The sequence below is a fragment of the Drouetiella sp. genome (assembly GCF_059504425.1).
Genome location: NZ_JCACIN010000073.1, coordinates 118330 through 137206, shown reverse-complemented (window position 1 = coordinate 137206; position 18877 = coordinate 118330). Strand labels below are relative to the sequence as shown.

12 protein-coding genes are annotated in these 18877 nt (G+C 50.2%); 8 read left to right on the top strand and 4 right to left on the bottom strand.

Annotated features, from left to right (window positions below; genetic code table 11):
- Positions 1-2 precede the first annotated feature (2 nt).
- Entirely contained in the window at positions 3-3254 is a 3252-nt protein-coding gene (locus tag AC5JMP_RS17350) for an ATP-binding protein (RefSeq protein WP_495852736.1), read from the bottom strand.
- A gap of 415 nt (positions 3255-3669) precedes the next feature.
- Here AC5JMP_RS17350 and AC5JMP_RS17345 point away from each other — a divergent pair, with 415 nt between their 5' ends.
- The 4 genes from AC5JMP_RS17345 to AC5JMP_RS17330 all read left to right on the top strand — a co-directional run bounded on the left by AC5JMP_RS17345 (position 3670) and on the right by AC5JMP_RS17330 (position 7175).
- Positions 3670-4677 (top strand): circadian clock protein KaiA, encoded by a 1008-nt coding sequence (locus AC5JMP_RS17345; RefSeq protein WP_495852735.1) that lies wholly within the window; start codon positions 3670-3672, stop codon positions 4675-4677.
- Between the two features lie 107 nt (positions 4678-4784).
- Positions 4785-5102 carry a circadian clock protein KaiB gene (gene kaiB, locus AC5JMP_RS17340; RefSeq protein WP_495852734.1) on the top strand — a complete coding sequence of 106 codons (318 nt, stop codon included), beginning with the start codon at positions 4785-4787 and terminating at the stop codon, positions 5100-5102.
- A gap of 69 nt (positions 5103-5171) precedes the next feature.
- On the top strand, positions 5172-6731 hold the full coding sequence (gene kaiC / locus AC5JMP_RS17335) for a circadian clock protein KaiC (RefSeq protein WP_495852733.1): 1560 nt from the start codon (positions 5172-5174) through the stop codon (positions 6729-6731).
- 150 nt (positions 6732-6881) lie between these two features.
- Positions 6882-7175 (top strand): SH3 domain-containing protein, encoded by a 294-nt coding sequence (locus AC5JMP_RS17330; RefSeq protein ID WP_495852732.1) that lies wholly within the window; start codon positions 6882-6884, stop codon positions 7173-7175.
- Positions 7176-7554: 379 nt separating this feature from the next.
- Here the strand turns inward: AC5JMP_RS17330 and AC5JMP_RS17325 are convergent, their stop codons facing one another.
- The 3 genes from AC5JMP_RS17325 to AC5JMP_RS17315 all read right to left on the bottom strand — a co-directional run bounded on the left by AC5JMP_RS17325 (position 7555) and on the right by AC5JMP_RS17315 (position 15895).
- A complete protein-coding gene (locus AC5JMP_RS17325; protein WP_495852731.1) occupies positions 7555-8523 on the bottom strand; it encodes a PRC-barrel domain-containing protein in 969 nt (322 codons plus the stop codon).
- 116 nt (positions 8524-8639) lie between these two features.
- Positions 8640-12332, bottom strand: coding sequence for a chromosome segregation protein SMC (gene smc / locus AC5JMP_RS17320; protein ID WP_495852730.1), 3693 nt, complete (start codon positions 12330-12332; stop codon positions 8640-8642).
- A 263-nt stretch (positions 12333-12595) separates the two neighbouring features.
- A complete protein-coding gene (locus AC5JMP_RS17315) occupies positions 12596-15895 on the bottom strand; it encodes a phycobilisome rod-core linker polypeptide (RefSeq protein ID WP_495852729.1) in 3300 nt (1099 codons plus the stop codon).
- A 692-nt stretch (positions 15896-16587) separates the two neighbouring features.
- On the opposite strand from AC5JMP_RS17315, the gene AC5JMP_RS17310 reads away from it, so the two are divergent.
- From AC5JMP_RS17310 to AC5JMP_RS17295, 4 genes are all read left to right on the top strand, one after another.
- Positions 16588-16992: an ATP synthase subunit I gene (locus AC5JMP_RS17310; RefSeq protein ID WP_495852790.1), complete on the top strand. Its 405-nt coding sequence runs from the start codon at positions 16588-16590 to the stop codon at positions 16990-16992.
- A gap of 49 nt (positions 16993-17041) precedes the next feature.
- Entirely contained in the window at positions 17042-17800 is a 759-nt protein-coding gene (gene atpB, locus AC5JMP_RS17305) for a F0F1 ATP synthase subunit A (RefSeq protein ID WP_495852728.1), read from the top strand.
- 174 nt (positions 17801-17974) lie between these two features.
- Positions 17975-18220: an ATP synthase F0 subunit C gene (gene atpE, locus AC5JMP_RS17300; RefSeq protein WP_495852727.1), complete on the top strand. Its 246-nt coding sequence runs from the start codon at positions 17975-17977 to the stop codon at positions 18218-18220.
- A 117-nt stretch (positions 18221-18337) separates the two neighbouring features.
- Complete coding sequence (locus AC5JMP_RS17295; RefSeq protein ID WP_495852726.1) at positions 18338-18826, top strand: F0F1 ATP synthase subunit B'; 489 nt, start codon at positions 18338-18340, stop codon at positions 18824-18826.
- Positions 18827-18877 lie beyond the last annotated feature (51 nt).

Below are 18877 nucleotides of genomic sequence, written 5' to 3'. Positions count from 1 at the left end.
CTCTAGCGCTTCTCACGTTTGATCCGTACCACATTTTCCTGTTTGGCAAGAACGTGATTAATTTCCGCGAGTAAATCAGACATTGCGACGCAAGGCGGCAAAATCTGGGAGGCGATCGCCCCCCACCGCTCATTGAACTCCTCTGCTGCTCCAGAGGCAGTTGCAGGATAAGCGTTACAGTGCCAAATCAAGGTGAAGGGCTTGATGCTAAGCTGCTGCAAGTCTTGCGAGATTCTAGCGAATAGCGGATGCGGCTCGGTGCCATGGACATAAAGCAGCATCAGATCAACGCTCTGATGCTGCAACTGCCGCAAAATCGATCGCCAAGAGCTGCCGATGGTGCTGCGAAACCCCGCCGTGTTGATGTATTGTGTCAATGCCTGCAATCCACTGGGGTTAGCACTGGGGTTAGCGCGATCGCTCGTACCGTCTTCTCCACCTGAATTGAGCCATTCTGCCTCCAGAATCGAGAAGTCTGCCACCAAAATGTTGGGCTTCCACTGAATGCCTGCCGCAATTTGAATCACTTGTAGCAGGGTGGAGTCTTGAGAATGATGACGCATTGAGTTTTCAGCTTCGCTCATCACGTGACTTTCTTCGGAAGCGATCGCTGCTTCTGACTGCGCTGCTGCAAAACAGGGAAAAATCGCAAGCCCCGCCACTTGGTTAGCCGCCTGCGTGATCTCTGGGGTCATCGTCACTAAGGGCAGAGCCGCTAAAAACGCAGACTGGCTCAATTGCTTCATACAAGCCAATGGATTGGCAAGCCCCCCGTCAATCAACATTACGTCAGGCTGCCAGACTCTAGCCAGAAGATCTGCCTGCTCTAGATCATCTACCTCCAACACCCGATATTGATAAGGGTGAAGCAGTTGAGTGATATCAGAGGTTGCCCCCCACTCTGAAGTCTGTTCTCGCAGGTGCAATACGGTCAAGCTCCTCAGTGCTTTAACTTCCTGCGGACGAATCGATCGCTCTAAGCAATGCTCTAGAGCAGCCACCTGTACAGGTAGACTCAAAAAACCATCGGCACCGTTTTGATAGGCCAGGTTTTTTTCCAAGCGGATTGCGGTTACGACCGTTGGAATCTGCCGAGTTGCGTCATCTGCCTTCAACAAGGTCAGCAAATCCCAACCCGATAGTAGCGGCAAGATGGGGTTCAAGAAAATGGCGCAGGGCTGGAGCCTTCGCGCTTTTTCCAAGGCTTCTGTACCAGAACGGGCGATCGCCACTCGATAGCCTAAGTCGGTGAGGTGGTGAGTCAAACTCTCGATCGCATGAGAATCCGCTTCTACGATCAAAACCAGATGATTATTGGAGGTCGTTGTGAGTGGGGCTGGGACTTCCTTAAAGCTTTGAGCGGGGGAATGTTCAGTCGATCGTTCGCGATTTCCCTCCGAGGGATGCGATCGCATCTGAGGCGGGCTAGGTGGCAAGAGCAATGTAAACTCGCTGCCTCGATTCTCTTGTGAGATAAAAGTGACATCACCCCCATGCATTCGTGCCAGTCGTTGAGTCAGCACTAACCCCAAACCTGTGCCATCAAACCGTCGAGTCAGCGGATTTTCGAGCTGCTGGAACTTCTGAAAAATTAAGTGCTGCTTGTCTGCCGGAATGCCAATCCCGGTGTCCCAAACCGTAAAGGCAATCCAACCTTCCCAGGCTTCTACCCTCAGCCCGATATCGCCTACTGGCGTGAACTTAATTGCATTAGAGAGCAGATTGGTGAGCATTTGCCGAAGCCGCATTTCGTCAGCCACCAGATGCTCAAGCCCAGGCTGAATCTTTAAATCAAATTGAAGGGTTGTCGATTGATCGCCCTCAGCTTTGCTGCTTGCCTCCGTCTTGTAATTCTGCTGAGCCTGGTCATAAGCTCGCACGCAAACTGCCTCAATCTCAACAGAATGGAAGCTCAGGTCAAGCTGACCCGTCTCAATCTGAGTTAGATCGAGAATATTGTTCACAATTAAGACCAAATGCCGACTGCTCTGATGAATTAGCTGCGCGTAGCGAGATTGGCGATCGTTGAGTTTGCCTAACATCTGCTCTTTGAGCAAGCTCGATAGACCTAAAACTGCCGTCAGAGGGGTCTTCAGCTCGTGGCTCACGCAGGCTAAAAATTCATCTTTGAGGCGATTAAGCTGCACCAGATCAGCATTTTTTGCGGTTAGCTCCTTTGCCACCTGATGCTGCTCAGTCATATCTTGAGCCAGCACTAGCCAAAGGGACTCGGTTTGCATGAGCGATCGCCACTCTGGATCAGGATGAAAATTCAGAGTGGCTAGCTTAAATAATGACGGCACTTCTAAAGAGGGCATCTCTGATAAGTGGAGACTTGACGCAGGAACAGTTCCCATAGAAATTTTGACGAACTGCCAAACCTGATCCTGTCCATCTTTCATGGGGCAAGTACAAACACAGGCTCCTGGCTCAGCGCTGAGACGGCAGGCTCCGTCATAGCGCGATCCCTCCAATAGACTGCTGGCGTGATCCCAACTACCTGTGTAGAATTCGGGCAACTGGGCGCTATCGACCTGCTGCTGCGCTAAGGCAGCATCTAACGCTGAGTATCTGCTGACTGCCGTATATTGCTCAAGTGGGGCGATCGTCTCCAACAACAGCGCCGCTTCTTGACGAATTTGTCCAGGATCTTGCAGCCCTCCCACCTGTCGCCGCCAAACCAAATTTTGGGTGATAATGCGCCCTGTGCTGGTTTGCAGCATCAGCGGAATGGGAAGCCGCTCTAATAAGTCAACCAAGGGATCGAGCAGGGGGACAGAAGAGGAGTCTGGCTGTACGCTTGTTGCGGGCTGCACAACCGGGTTGGGCGGTATGACCCAACTTAGATCAGTGGTCAGTCGTTGCAGTAAAGCAAGGCGATCGAGTAATCCGACATATTGACCCTGATGATCCACCAGCACCCAGTTTTGCTGAGCCGCAGTGTCTAGATAGGGCTGAAGCTGCTGTAGCGTTGAGTCAATGGAAAGAGAGGCGATCGGCTCTAGTAAAGTCTGACCTTCAGTCTTCATCTGGTTCAGCAGGCTCTCGGTAGAGATTTGATCGCCAGCACTCTGAGAAATGTACGGCATGAAGCGATGCAGGGACAAAACACCCAAAGCAACATGCAGCCGATCGGTCACAACAATTTGGGAGCAGCTCGTTTGCAGAAAGGTTTGCCAAACCTGCGACAGAGATTCTGTTTCAGCGCAAGCCGGAACATCTATCAAAAAATCTCTGAGTGAGAGAATATCCATTCGCAGTACAAAGGGCAAATTCCCAAAGATTGGAGAGCATTAGACGGATTGGCGGATAAATCTTTCAAAACCTGCCCCTAGAGCGATATCTAGGATGAGGGTTGAGGTCAGTCAACCTAAGAACTTGAATGGGCAGGTGCCATAGACGCAAATGCAGGAAATGGCAAAATTGCTCTGGGATGAATCTTTAGGATAATCTCTTGAAAATCAGGACAGATTATTGTGGAAATTGGGTTAGTCAGGGTAGGGGGGATCGATCGCACAGCACTATCTCAATTATGATGACACCCCTACAGAAGCCAAGCCGTTTTCAATTACAATAATCATTAAGTATTTTTATGAAATTTGACGTTCGTGCAAAGATCTTATCCTTTGCTCCTACTGAATCATCCACATTTAGCAGATATTTAAGGCTTTGCGCTCCCCATTAGTAATTTGCATCATTGACTTTTCGGGTAACCTGACTCGGTCTGTTGGGCAATATATAAAAAATGATTCGAGTGCTGAAGAGCCAGGTCGATATACGCTAACTCAATTCGATTCCGAGGTGCAGTTCTTAGGCTTTGTCAATCAGGAGAATCTGCACATTGATTGCCTTATTTTTCAAAACAGTCCTGTCTTACAGGCGCTGCTCAACCAGCTTCGGCATCAGGCTGTCTTTCTGCCAGCGGTTGTCCTGAATCTTAGCTTACAAGACCCGATTTCTGAAGGCGCAATTCTAACGAAATTCGATACATCTCAAGAATTTGCCTACTCTAAACTGATTTACCACCCGGCTGTGGTAGAACTACCCTTTGAAAAGATTAGTCTGATTGAGTGGGCTATCGAAACTGCCATCAGCAAATTTATTCAGCTCTTGCCTATGGGTCAAGCGTGTTCGATTTCGCCAGACTCAGTTTCGCCAGATTTAGTTTCGCCAGACTCAGTTTCGCCAGATCTAGCTTTACCCGCGTCGGTGCCGCTAGACTCAGTGGATACCCAGATCCCTCACAAATCTCTAGTTGCTCAGCAAATGCGCTTGGCTGAAAAATTGAAGGAGCGCCTAGGGTATCTCGGCATTTACTACAAGCGTAGCTCCAAAAACTTCCTTCGTTATATGTCTTTACCTCAGCGGCAAGAGTTGCTGCAACAGCTTAAGGCTGACTATCGTGAAATCATTCTGTCTTATTTCTCTCAGGAATCCGGCCTCAATCAAAAAATAGACAATTTTGTCAACATTGCTTTCTTCGCAGATGTGCCGATCGCTCAAATTGTTGAAATTCATATGGGATTGATGGATGAATTTTCAAAACAGCTTAAGTTGGAAGGGCGGAGCGATGAAATTTTGCAGGATTACCGTTTAACCTTGATTGATACGATCGCTCATCTATGCGAAATGTATCGTCGTTCCATTCCAAGAGAACCTATCTCTAAAGATCAATGATTGATTCAAGCAATTTTTCCTATAGACTGAGCAGCGATTAAACAGCTTGAGTCTGTTTTCAAATCTTCCTTCTTCCTGTAGAACATAAGCTAAGGTGAATTGAGTCTATGAGTCCTCTAAAAAAAACCTACATTCTTAAGCTCTACGTTGCAGGAAATACGCCAAATTCTGTGCGTGCCCTCAAGACGCTGAACAATATTTTGGAAAAGGAGTTTCAGGGCGTATACGCCTTGAAAGTGATAGATGTTTTGAAAAACCCTCAGCTCGCAGAAGAAGATAAAATTCTGGCAACGCCGACTCTGGCTAAGATTTTGCCACCACCCGTGCGTAAAATTATTGGTGACTTGAGCGATCGAGAACGGGTTCTAATTGGGCTTGATCTTCTCTATGATGAGTTGCAGGAAGACGAATCTTTGAATCTTTAATTCATTTCATTTTCTATCTTTTCTTTTGAATTATTTCTATCTTTTCTCGCTAAATTAAGGTAATGGAGTATGACCCAGGTCAATCAGGATGAACTGTTGCAGCGATCGCCTGCTGGGGTTCAAAAAATACGCACTCTGATTGAAGGATTTGATGATATTAGTCATGGTGGAATCCCAATAGGCAGAAGCACCTTAGTCAGCGGTACCTCTGGAACGGGCAAAACGCTTTTTGCCGTACAGTTTCTCTACCACGGCATCACTCAGTTTGATGAGCCAGGTATCTTTGTCACCTTTGAAGAATCTCCTGCGGACGTGATTAAAAACGCCCAAAGCTTTGGTTGGGATCTGCAAAAGCTGATTGATGAAGGCACATTGTTTATTCTGGATGCCTCACCCGACCCAGAAGGTCAGGACGTCATCGGCAATTTTGATCTGTCAGCGCTGATTGAGCGAATTCAGTATGCCATTCGCAAATATAAAGCCAGACGGGTTTCTATTGATTCCATCACCGCCGTTTTTCAGCAATACGACGCAGTGGGCGTGGTTAGACGCGAGATTTTTCGCTTGGTGGCTCGATTGAAGCAGGTAGGCGTAACCACTATCATGACAACTGAACGCGTCGAGGAATATGGCCCAGTCGCTCGGTTTGGCGTTGAGGAATTTGTTTCAGATAATGTGGTGATTGTGCGTAACGTTCTAGAGGGCGAGCGCCGGAGACGCACTATGGAAATTCTCAAGCTGCGGGGCACAACCCACATGAAGGGCGAATACCCCTTCACCATTACCAACCACGGCGTAAATATTTTTCCGCTGGGGGCGATGCAGCTGACGCAGCGATCGTCCAATGTCCGAGTTTCCTCCGGAGTTAAGAAGCTGGACAGTATGTGTGGCGGCGGTTTCTTCAAGGACTCCATTATTCTGGTAACGGGCGCAACCGGGACAGGTAAAACGCTGCTAGTCAGCAAATTTCTTCAGGATGCCTGCAATGTGGGGGAGCGAGCAATTTTGTTTGCCTACGAAGAGTCTCGCGCTCAGTTGTCTCGAAACGCCTATTCCTGGGGTATTGATTTTGAAGATCTGGAGCAGAAGGGTTTGTTGAAGATTCTCTGCGCTTATCCAGAGTCGGCTGGGTTAGAAGACCATCTGCAAATTATTAAGTCTGAAATTTCAGAATTTAAGCCGTCCCGAATTGCGATCGACTCTCTTTCGGCGCTGGCGCGGGGAGTTAGCAACAACGCCTTCCGCCAGTTTGTGATTGGGGTGACGGGATTTGCCAAACAGGAGGAAATCACGGGCTTTTTTACCAATACCACCGATCAGTTTATGGGGTCAAATTCGATTACCGATTCCCATATCTCTACGATCACTGACACGATTCTGATGCTGCAATATGTTGAGATTCGCGGCGAGATGGCGCGGGCAATTAACGTCTTTAAGATGCGCGGCTCTTGGCATGACAAAGGCATCCGTGAATACACCATCAGCGACAACGGGCCAGAAATCAAAGAAGCCTTCCGCAACTTTGAAGGCATTATCAGCGGTTCGCCCTCTCGGATTACGGTGGATGAAAAAAATGAGCTATCCCGCATCGTGCGAGGCTTTCAGGAAAAATCGGAAGATGAGATTTAGTCTACTGATTTCGTAATCTCAACCCTAATCTCAACAGTATTTTCCCCAGTCTTTGGCGATCTCCTTCCGTAATTTCGGGATGGTGTGACTGTGACTCAAGCACTAGAATTTTGCGTAAGTTGCAAATACTCACTGCTGGGGAAATAACTGATGAAGATGAAAAGCCTTGTGCTGGCGGCAATTGCCTCTGTAGCCATGACGATCGCCTTAGCGCTGCCTTCTTTAGCGCGCCCCGCCGTGTTGGTTGGTTCACAGGATGGTTCACGTATTAACGTTCGCTTGGAACCCACAACCGCATCTTCATCTCCCCACTATGGCTTAGTTGGAGACTACATTGAGGTATTGAGCGAAGCTCGTGGCGAGGACAACTATATCTGGTGCTACATCAGATTTAGCTCAGGAGCAGAAGGCTGGGTGCGAGGTGATTTTGTCAGCTACAGATAAGAAATTTTTGAATCCTTATTGAGAGCACGATGGAAAGTAGCTATCCTGCTCTCAAATCCTAGTCTCAAACCTGTTTGAAATCACAAATTAACGTGATGTGCAACTTGGTCTAAAAATCTTGTGGGATGGACATCCTGCTCGTCCGAATCTGGTTAGGCAAGATGTCTGCCCCGTAGATCCAGAGCTTTAGGAAAAGAGTCGCACATTGCGTAAATTAATTAACCAGTAATAGTTTTTGAGAGGATCGTGCGCGATCCTCTCAAAAACTATTGGGCTTTATTTTGTATGCGATCCTTACATTAGACCTCTTGCAAATCAGGTTTAGTAGGGGCACAGCCCACTACACCTGATTCCAAAACTCTAATCTGCAAGAGGTCTATTAGTAGTCGGTTTCTTCTTCATACTCCACAACCCGCTTACGCTCAGGGATATTCACCTCCGGCGCTCGATAGGGAATGGGATTATCATCATCTGCCCAAGCGTCGTTTGTGACATCTTCGTCACCTGCATATGCTGACGCTGGAGACGTACTGGGAATTTCTTGATACTCCACATCATCATAGACATCGGCTTGACCGCCCCAGTTGTCTTCAGGTTCCTCGTTAGGCAATTCCTGACGCATCACTTTAGGCTGTTGTCGGGGCTGAACCTCTTGCCAGTGGTCATCATCCCAGGTCTCTTGAGCCACAGGAATCTTGGCTCGCATCGGCTCGACGGGGGTTTTGATACCAGAGGGCAGCTGGTTTGTGGTTGCTGTCGGGGTCATGTAGGCGGTATCCTCGTCCCGATCCCAGGGAGGTTTGCCAATGCCTAGCCGCTCTAGTAGACCTACGGTAAGCTGGTTCATTTTTTCTTCTGAACCTTCAAATACAATCAGGCGATCAGGTCCACTACTGACCACCTCGTCCATCGACAGCTCATAGGTGCTCAGCACCTGATCGGGAATTTGAGGTAGGCCGATCGAAGCTAGCACGATCGACTCAACACGACCTGAGTTTGCCTCAAACTTGAAGCCGCGCACTTTGCCCAAAAGTTCGCCTGTCTCGGTAATGACTTCGCTGTTGATCAAATTACTATAGCTGTCTAGAGTAATATCCTCATCTAAAACAGAATCGTCATCCACCAACACCACGTCGCCAATCTGACGAACGCTCTTCAGCAAGAGCGTCTGCTGCTCTTGAGACATCACGCCAGAGAGGATGTTTTGACGTACGCCAATTACCACCACTTCTCGGCGATCGACATCCGCCCAAAGCTGGCTCACTACGCCTAGGCGCTTGCCCGTGTTGCGGGTAATCACCTGTGTTCCAATCAGATCAGCACGTTGGCAATATTGTTCAGATGTCATTTTCGAGTCCCAATCTCGAAGGAACTTAATGTATCAGCAATCATTTAGCTAACCAAAATATCTGCGATATCAGGATCGAGCAAGATGACCAAGCTAACTAGATTATACAGACCTGGTTAGACAGAAGCGCTCTGGGGCTGCAAGTTTAGCCCCAGAACCTGAGTATAAGCACCGCGCGCCTGAGTCACCCCGATCGTCCGCTCAGCAGCTTCAATCATAGGTCGGCGGAGGCTAACCACAATAAATTGAGCCTGCTGCGTTTGATGTTTAATCATTCTAGCTAATCGCTCTACATTTGCCCCATCTAGGAACATATCTACCTCGTCGAAAGCGTAGAACGGCGAAGGGCGGTAGCGCTGGAGGGCAAAGATAAAGCTGAGGGCTGTCAAAGATTTTTCGCCCCCCGACATAGAGGCTAAGCGTCGGACGGGCTTGCCTTTGGGGTGAGCAACCAGATTGAGTCCACTACCAAAGGGGTCATGCGGATCATCTAATTGCAGGTAGCCATCGCCATCCGAAAGTTCAGCAAAGATAGTCTGAAAGTTTTCATTAACGGCATCAAAGGCTTCTTTGAAAGCGCGTTGCCTTAACGTGGTGAAGTTTTCAATTCGCAGCAATAGCTCGGTGCGTTCTTCATCCAATGTACCTAGCTTTTGGCTCAGTTCCTCTAGACGCGCCTGAGTGCGATCGTATTCTTCCAGCGCCAGCATATTGACCGGCTCCATCGCCTGAAGGCGTTTTTGCAGCGATCGCAATTCATGCTGCAAGGTGCCTAGATCTTTGACCTCTTCAGGAATTTCGGGCAACGGATCGGGCAGTTCGGCTTGCTGAGCCGTGAGCTGCTCCTGAAGGGCAATTAGCTCTTGTCGTCGAGTCTGCTGAGTTTCCAAAAGCTTTTGCAGCTGCCACTCTAGCTGTTGTTGCTGGGTTTGCTGCTCTCGTAGCTGCCGCTCGGCGCGATCGCGCTCCTGCTTTTCGGAGGCGAGAGTTTGCTCTAGGGCAGCGAGACTGACTTGAATCTGGGTAATTTGATGAGTCAGAGCAGAACGCTGATCGCTTAGGGTTGAGGTCTGGTTGAGCTGTGCGGTCTGCTGGGTGCGATACTCTTTTAACCGCTGCTGAGACTGCTCGACTTTCTCCTGAAACCTTTGCTGCTGATTTTTCAGATCTTGAAGACGCTGTTCTGCGGACTGAAGGGCAAGCTGGCGATCGCTCAACTGCGACTCCTGCGCCCGAATTGCCGCCTGGATTTGCTGCCATTCGCTGTGGGTTTGAGACTGCTCCAAGTCTGTCAAAATCTGCCGCTGTCGCTGAAGCTCAGATTCCTGCCGGGGTAAATCTTGCTCTAGAGACTGCAATCGCTGCTGAGCCGTGGAAAACTCCTGCATATTTTGAGAAAGCTGAGTGCGAAGCTGTCCTTCTTGCGCCGTAAAGCTAACGATCTGGGCCTGAATTTGCTCAGCACTCATCTGCACTTCTCGATGCTGCTGTCGGGCTTCGATGAGCGCTTGCGATCGCGTCTTTACGGCAACAACTGCGTCCGCAATCGCCTGTTGACAGCGGGTGAGAATGCGATCGAGTTCATGCAGCCGATCGCGCAGGGCAATGGCTTCAGAAGATTCTCCTGATTCTACGGTGCCGAAGTGCAAGGTGCCTTGCCGGGTGCTGATGCTGCCGCCCGTCATAGCGCCGCTTGTTTCTAGCAGCTCGCCATCTAGGGTAATGATGCGGTATTGCCCCATTTCCTTGCGGGCAGCTTGCAGTGAACTAAAAACCACGGTGTTACCAAACACGTAGGAAAATACATCCTGATAGCGATCGTCACACTCGATCAAATTGACGGCGTAGTCTACAAAGCCATCGGGACGATTCCAGGCGGGAATAGGCGTGAAGTGCGAAGCGCGAATTTTGTTCAGCGGCAGAAAGGTTGCCCGTCCGCCGCGCTGCTGTTTTAGGGTCTGGATTCCGGCAGCGGCAACGCGATCGTCTTCTACCACCAAATAACTGAGGCGTGCCCCTGCCGCAATCTCTAGGGCAAGCTGGTACTGCGGCTCAACTCTACCTAGCTGTGCCACCAGCCCACAAATGCCAGACAGCTTGGCGCGCTGCAAAACCTCAATGACTCCGGTTCCCTGAGATTCTTGAATTGCCTGAGCTTGAGCCTCCAACTTGTCGAGCTGCCGCTGCTTGTCTCGCTGCTCTTGCAGCAATCGCGTCTGGGTTTCCTGCTGGATTTGCAGCTCCTGCTCGGCTGAAGTCAGCGACTTTTGACAGCTATCCACCTGCTGAAGCGAGGCGCTTAGCGTCCCGACCACTTGGGTATACTGCCCCTGCTTGGTCGCAGCTTCTTGGGCGATCGCTTGGACTCCCTCATTCTGCTCCTGAATTTTTTGCCGCAGCTGCTCGACCCGTTCTTGCAGCTTGGCCTGTTCAGTTCTCTGAGGCTCTAAAGCCTGGAGCAGAGTTTCCATCTGATGTCGCACTGCCGCCTGTTCCTGCACCCAAGCATCGGAGGCAGCGGCGATCGCGGTGGCAGCTTCGCGCTGTCGATCGAGAGATTGCTTTGCCTGATCGCGATCGCTCCGCAGTCTAGCCAGATCTTGAGTTTCAACAGACTGACTCTCCTGAGATAGACGCTGCACCTGCTGCACCTGCTCCTGAATCTCGCGCTGAGTCCGGTCAATCGCCACCGCGATTTCTGCCTGAGCTGTTGCCAAATCCTGCTCTTGGCGCTGTACCTGGCGCAGTTCGGCTTCGCGGGTTGCCAGGGTAGACTGAAATGCCAACAGCTCGTCTTCGCCCAGCGCCTTGACTTTAGCGTTGAGCTGCTCTAGCTCGACGATCGCGGCTTGAATCACCTGGTTCAGCGCGATCAGCTGTGTGTTGAGTTCGGCATGGGTGCGATCGCCTGCCTCAATTTGTGCCTGCATCTGTCGCACCTGCTGCTCCTGTGCCCGCCAGAGCAGAACCGACTCCCACTGACTCTTAGCCTGTAGCTCCAGTTTAAGGCGCTGATATTTTTCGGCTTTGAGGCGATCTTGGGCAAGGCGATCGCGCTGGGCAATCAGCTCTTTTTCAACAATCCGAAACTTCTCTTCCCGCTCTTTGACAGCATCTAGCTTGTCTTTTGCCTGGTGAATTTTGCGATCGAATGCGCCTACGCCTGCCAATTCATCGATAATCTCGCGTCGCTCTCGCGGATTCATAGAAATAATGCTGGTGACATCTCCCTGCAGCACGACATTGTAGCCTTCGGGATAGATTCGCAGCTTGTGAAGCTGTTCGTGCAGCTCAGTTAGAGTACAGGATTGGTCGTTGATAAAATAGTTAGAGGTGTAGGTTCCTTGCTGGGTGACACGCAGCTTACGGGTGACTGTCCATTCACGCAGGAGTTCAGCGGGCGCTGGAGGAGTTGCGCCATTGCCTGATGCTTGTCGCTCAGCATCTTGATCATGCGTCCAATCTGAGCTTTCGGCTGCCTCGTCTTCTGCTCTATTTTGGTCATTCTGATCGTGACCCTCTTGATCCTGGCTATCGATCGCCTCCCCTAGGTCAAACGTCACCGTTACGCTAGCTTCAACGGTCGATTTTCCTCGACTCGTTTGGTTCTGGTTCACCAAGTCAGGAAGACGCTCAGCCCGCATTCCTTTGGAGCTGGAAAGCCCAAGGGCAAACAGCAGCGCATCCAAAATATTGGACTTGCCGGAGCCATTGGGACCGGAAACCACTGTAAACCCTGGCAGCAAGGGAACCTGCGTTGTGCCGCCAAAGGATTTGAAGTGAGTGAGTTCAACGCGCTTGATGTACACTCGGCTACAACTAAAGTTAGTACAAATATACTGAGTATTTTAAACCTTGGCAAGCTCAGTGTTTGCTGGGTTCCTAAAATTTTCACAGCTACCCCGGAATCATATAAGCAAATTCAGATTTTGGCGCAGGATTGGAGTAGCGATCGCTTTCCCAAAACTCCATCCAGATCCTACAAAAAATCCCTCTGATCCGCTTGCAGGTCGCCAGCTAATCAGAGGGATTCAAAGCTGCAATTTGTGGCAGCTTATCCGCAGCCTATCGTCTAGATGCGATTGTAGGGCACCATATCCTCGCCATAGTAGCGGGCATACTCAGCGCTATTCACCATTGCCTCCACGGCAGCCTTCAAACTGTCACCCGATAGCAGCAGATTGTACTGCTGAATTTCGGATGCAGCCGGGGCACGACCCAGGATATGGCGGAATAGAAGCTCGATCGCCTTAGTGTTTGGATAAGGCAGATAGAAACGACGGCTGTAAGCCTCTGAGCTTGCAAGAGCCTTCACAAATTCCCGCATCGAGATTTCGCCACGCTTCAGCTGGCTTTCCAGTTCAACAGAGCGCAGTTCGCTAGGCACCTGCTCATCATGCAGATCCATGATTTGTCCGTAGAGAGTGCTGATTACCAGCTCCTGCTCAGTAGAGTCTGAGTGAGGATACCAACGGTAAATGCGGGTGGGCTTACGTGTCGCCACATCCACTTCGGCAACACTAGCAATGGAACGACCCGATTCTACCAGCGTAGCCTGAGTGCTTTGACGGGCTTGCTTCTCATTATCTGCGATCGCCTTGCTCATCAGAGGCATCTTAGAGATGTCCATGCGAGGCTTGACTGGCTCAAAGCTAGGAATCACAACATCCTTATTTTGCTTGGTGAGCTGATCGTACAAACGATTGGTATTGGGGAAGTTAGCGGCAGGCAGCGTTGGAAAACGGCGGTAGGGCACGGTGTCTTCGCCAAAGTTTTCGGCATATTCAACGGTGTTAACCATCGCCTGAATGAATGCCCCCAAGCCTTCAGTCGCCAGCAGCTTGTTGTACTTGCGGATTTCAGCTTGATCGATCGGCGCACGACCCAAGAAGTGCTTCGTTCCCAGCTCAATCACCTTGGTATTGGGATAGGGCGTGTAGAACTCCTTGATATACAAGCGAGAGGTGCCCAGCGCCTCAACAAACTCCTTCAAGTTCAGCTCGTTATTCCGCAATTTGCTCTCTAGCGAGACAAAGTCGTTCTGGATAATGTAAGGCTCAATGTCGCGCTCAAAGATTTGGCGGTAGGCAGCCCGAATTACCGTTTGAACTTCAGTTGCCCCTTGACCCGTGAGCTTAAACACCTTAGTTTGCTCACGCTGCTTGCTCACCCCTTGATTGGTGCGGAACTCAACGTCAGCAACGCTGCGGTTGTCTTCCACTGCGCCCATCTGCACAAACATCGGCGTTTCTTCCACTTCGGGGCGTGCGCCCTTGTCCACGATGCTGCCAACGCGGCTGGTGCGCATCGCTAGACCTGCGGGAGTCAAATAGCGCTCATAGGGAACGGTATCTTCACCAAAGGTCTGGCTATACTCCAAACTGTCGAGGATGGCATCCACCACGGCATAGAAGCCTTTCTTTGACGCGATATCAAAGTAGGCGTTGATCTCTTGACGACCGTAGGTGGGACGACCCATAAGACGACGATGAATATACTCGATCGCCTTCACCACATAAAGCGGAGTCCAGTAGGTCTTGAGGAAAGTGTCAGACTTCGCTAACTGCCGGATGAACTCGCGCACCGGAATCTGCCCATTTTCCAAGAAAGTTTCGGCAGCCGTCAGCCGCTGACCAGAATAGACTTCGCGACCAAACACCTGTAGATAGGCGGCACGAATCACGGCCTGCGTCGAGCTTTCGGTGAACTTGATGCTGATGCCCTTGGTGCCACCGCCAGAACCGCTGCTAAAACTACCCCGCTTGGCAAAGGTGCCCGTGTAGTTGGGAAGCTGCTCTAGTTTAAACACCTTAGGTCCCAAAGAGCCAGGAGCCTCACCCCTAGCACCAGGATTGCTCAGCTGATTGTTGATGCCCGCGCCGCGATTAATCAAAATCCGGCGAGTGTCCTTACCGAACGGAGCAGGGCTAGTGCTGGGGTTGCGAGTTTCTTTCGGGAAGATTGCACCAAACTGAATCTCCAGGGGATCGTTGCCAGAGCCATAAACATGCTGATCGGGCAGCGGCTGATTGTACCGCGCAAAGGTGGTGATGAACTGCGGAATTTTACGGAACGGCGCACTGAACTTAAACAAGTCCTGCTGAGGTCCCCAGTTGCGGCATTCCTGAGCTTCTTGACCCAAGCCCCGCAGGTAGGGAACGGTTTCCTCGCCAAAGTAATCAGAATATTCTGGAGAATCCACGAGCGCATCGACTAGAGCCGACAAACCGCCTTGGGAAACGATCGCAAAGTATTTCTGCACTTCCTCACGGGAAGAAGGACCACGACCTAAAATATGGCGGAAAGCCAGCTCTAGAGCGCGGCTGTTGATGTAAGGCTCAAAGAAATTCTTGCGGTACAGCGGCGACTTGGCAAGGCGGCGGATAAACTCCTTCATGGAGATGTCGCCATTCTTTACCTTCGACTCCAAATCAGAGATGCTGAGGGAGTAGGCACGGGTAATGTCTCGCTCAAACACCTGACGATAAGCTGCTTTCACCACATCAATCTTCTCTGTAGAAGACAGACCGGGCTTCATGGCATACTTCGGACGGCGCTCCGACGCATTGAAGTAAATCTGAGGAAGCTGTAAGCCCTGCTGATCGCCCGTGGGACGCTGCCGCACCTTAGCCGAAGGCGTGGAACCTTTGAACTCGGTCAGCAACACCTCGAAATACTGAGAAACGATCGCCGTCGCATCCGCATCCTGACGGAAGTAGGTGAGAGCCGCAATTCGCATCCCCTGAATAGCCACGATCGTCGCATCGGCAGAACAGGCATTTTCAATAATTTCCCGCAATCCCCGAACGTTGACCGCAATGATGTTTGGATCGCCCGCGACGATCGCATAGGTGATGTATCGCAAGAACCAGCTCAGGTCACGCAGAGATTTCTGCATGTTGCGCGGTCCATAACGAGATACGTTGATGGGGCGGAAAGCCGCGGGTGTAGTGTCGCTTCCCGATGAAGGAGTCAAGAATAGCGCTTTAAGTCCTTCAAGAATGCCACCACTGCCGCTCGATACATAGGTCGCCGTTCCCAGCCTCCTAGATTCCTGAGCATCCAGAGTGGCGCCGCCCATGGTCACTAAGATGGGAGCGTCGTCCTTAGGCTTCTCCAAGAAAGCCATAGGAGAGCCGCCGACAAAAATGCGGTTAGCTGCCCGCGAAACAATCAAATCTGAATTTTGAGTAAGAATTTGTGAAATTTCGATTCTCTTCAGCCCAGAGCCAAAGTAGCTAGACAACTCGCTGAGTTCTCCGCGCCCCAGAAAGCGATCTTGCTGTTCGGCCTGAGAAATGGTTGCGACAGGTACGGTTTGATAGAGTTGCGGACGTGCAACAGAGCTTCCACCACTTGCCTTAACACTCATTGGATTCCAAAAGCTCCCTATATTTAATGATTGCGTTAGACGTGCTTAAGGTGCCGCCTAGCCAGCATCGCCAACCGTTCGCGGATTAAGCGATTCTCGGTTAAGAGAGGCAGTTAAGACATTCAGTCAGGGCATCCCGTGAAAATATCACCGACCTCACCCAAAAGACCGTTTGAGTTAGCTGTCTAAGTTAATTGGCTTATCTTTCTAAATTAGAACGTTTCGGGTCCCTGCACGCTTTTATTAAGAAGTGTATAGCTTCCCGACCTAACCCATAGGGCAAATCATAAAGGATTATGGATGCTTACATGAGAGTAGCTTTAAGCTTTGTTACTTTCTGGGAATTTTGGTCTTGGCTGGGAATCCTCACTTCTTGGAAATAGCAGAATTTTTTGTCATCCCCAAAAACTGACGAAAATCTGATGTCCAATTTGTTCAATATCTAATCCAATATCTAATAAGTATTGTTACTCGTCAGTGATATGATTTTTAGGGGCTGCGTTTAGCCCTGATACACACACTGAGCATAGGTTCCAAGCTCTAATAGCAGTCAAACGCTATTAGGTTGCAAGAATTATTAGGTTGCAAGAATTGTGAATTCGCCAGATCCCTCTCTCGAAACCGCAGCCGAATCAAGCTCCAATCCGCAGGTGCCCGTGACAGGTAATACTGCGACAGCGCAACCTGTAGAAGTGCAGTCTGTAGGGGTGGCGATCGTGCTCTCCCCAGAGCCAGACGCATCCATGGAGGAGTATTTCCAGCTACAGGAAAAGCTGCTGAGTCTGACACTAATCCTGACAGGGATTATCTTTTTCTCCGTTTGGATTTTTTATTCACTTAATATTGCGCTTAATTACCTGCTTGGAGCGTGCACAGGTGTGGTTTACTTGAGGATGTTGGCAAGAAATGTTGCGCAGCTTGGTAGGCAAAGAAAGCAGTTGGGCAGCTCCCGACTCGCCGTCCTGATTGGGGTGATTATCGTAGCTTCTCAATTGCATGAGCTGCAAATCATACCCATTTTTCTAGGATTCCTTACCTACAAGGCAGCGATCATTTTCTATATGCTGCAAACGACAATCTTACCTGATTCCCAATAGTTTCAGGATATCCTAGCACTCCTTTAAGATTCTGGGAATTTTTCTTCGCATGGAAACGTTGAACGCTTTCACTACCTTCAATGCCTTCCCGCTGGCCGAGCTAGAGGTGGGCAAGCAGTTTTATTGGCACTTGGGCAATCTGGAAATTCATGGTCAGATTTTGCTGACTTCCTGGTTCGTCATTGGGGTGCTGGTGATTGCCTCCATTTTGGCAACGCGCAAAATCCAGCTAGTTCCGGCGGGTACCCAGAACTTGATGGAGTATGCGCTAGAATTCATCCGGGATTTGACCAAGACGCAAATTGGTGAAAAGGAATATCGACCTTGGGTTCCTTTCATTGGTACGCTGTTCTTGTTCATTTTCATCAGCAACTGGTCAGGTGCACTGATTCCCTGGAAGCTGATTCGGATTCCAGAGGGGGAACTGGCTGCTCCTACAGGCGATATCAATACGACGATCGCCTTAGCACTGCTCACCTCCCTGGCATATTTCTACGCGGGCTTCAAAAAGAAGGGTCTAGGCTACTTTGGCAACTATGTGCAGCCCGTCGCCTTTATGTTGCCGTTCAAAATTATTGAAGATTTCACTAAGCCGCTTTCCCTAAGCTTTCGTCTGTTTGGCAACATCCTGGCAGATGAACTGGTGGTAGCGGTGCTGGTTCTCCTGGTTCCCCTATTTATTCCGCTGCCCGTTATGGCGTTGGGCTTGTTTACGAGCGCGATCCAAGCACTGATTTTTGCGACGCTGGCGGCTTCTTACATTGGGGAAGCCATGGAGGATCACGGTGAAGGGCACGAGGAGCATTAATCTCTTTTGAGATTGGCTTTCGCGGGATAGTATCCCTTGTCCCTGAGTGTTTCGGCTGCTAGATGTGCTCATCCGAGCGTCTGCACCCTGAAACTGTATGCAGCGTGAAAACGCTTGCTGACGCTGATAACGTTCGTTTGATCTAGTTCTACATCTAAGGTAAGGAAGATTATCATGAATCCAACGGTTGCTGCTGCTTCTGTTCTCGCTGCCGCTCTGGCTGTCGGTTTGGGCGCGATTGGTCCTGGTATTGGTCAAGGTAATGCGGCAGGTCGGGCTGTTGAAGGAATTGCTCGTCAGCCTGAAGCAGAAGGCAAAATTCGGGGTACGTTGCTGTTGAGCTTGGCGTTCATGGAAGCGCTAACCATTTACGGCTTGGTTGTAGCTCTAGTGCTGCTATTCGCTAACCCCTTCGCATAACGATCTTTGGTTGTGGAGGTGCTGTACGCAGCGCCTCCACAGTGCTAAGCGCGATCCCTTATTTTTGATCCTTCCACTTGTTGTTTAACCCCTCCAGTGTCAAGGGGGTAACTAAATATGATTCATTCAACAATCCTGCTGGCGGCTGAAGCGGCGGCAGAGGGCAAGGGTGGGCTGTTCGACATTGATGCGACCCTACCCATCATGGCGATTCAGTTTTTAGTGCTGGTTGCTGTCCTCAACGCTTTGTTCTACAAGCCAATCGGCAAGGCAATTGACGATCGAGATGCCCTCATCCGCTCCAATCAAGCTGATGCTAAAGAACGGCTTGCTAAGGCTGAAGCCATGGCAAGGCAGTATGAGCAGGAGCTAGCTGATACCCGTCGTCAGGCGCAAAAGGTGATTGCTGATGCTCAGGCTGATGCGCAGCAAACCGCCTCTCAACAGATGGCGGCTGTGCAGCAAGAGGCTCAGCTACAGCGTGAGCAAGTGCAGGTGCAGTTAGACCAGCAGAAGCAAGAGGCTATGCAGTCTTTGGAACAGCAGGTAGACGCTCTGAGTCGGCAAATCTTGGAAAAGCTCTTGGGCGCACAGGCGGTTGGCTAGTTAGGCGAGATAGCTACAGGCAAAGCTACTTTTGAGACGAGAGTTATGGTG

Bases quoted from the DNA above. Each gene is read 5' to 3' on its own strand.
- atpE (WP_495852727.1), top strand. From the start codon at position 17,975: ATGAATCCAACGGTTGCTGCTGCTTCTGTTCTCGCTGCCGCTCTGGCT.
- atpB (WP_495852728.1), top strand. From the start codon at position 17,042: ATGGAAACGTTGAACGCTTTCACTACCTTCAATGCCTTCCCGCTGGCC.
- AC5JMP_RS17315 (WP_495852729.1), bottom strand. From the start codon at position 15,895: ATGAGTGTTAAGGCAAGTGGTGGAAGCTCTGTTGCACGTCCGCAACTC.
- AC5JMP_RS17325 (WP_495852731.1), bottom strand. From the start codon at position 8,523: ATGACATCTGAACAATATTGCCAACGTGCTGATCTGATTGGAACACAG.
- kaiB (WP_495852734.1), top strand. From the start codon at position 4,785: ATGAGTCCTCTAAAAAAAACCTACATTCTTAAGCTCTACGTTGCAGGA.
- AC5JMP_RS17350 (WP_495852736.1), bottom strand. From the start codon at position 3,254: ATGGATATTCTCTCACTCAGAGATTTTTTGATAGATGTTCCGGCTTGC.
- AC5JMP_RS17295 (WP_495852726.1), top strand. From the start codon at position 18,338: ATGATTCATTCAACAATCCTGCTGGCGGCTGAAGCGGCGGCAGAGGGC.
- AC5JMP_RS17330 (WP_495852732.1), top strand. From the start codon at position 6,882: ATGAAGATGAAAAGCCTTGTGCTGGCGGCAATTGCCTCTGTAGCCATG.
- kaiC (WP_495852733.1), top strand. From the start codon at position 5,172: ATGACCCAGGTCAATCAGGATGAACTGTTGCAGCGATCGCCTGCTGGG.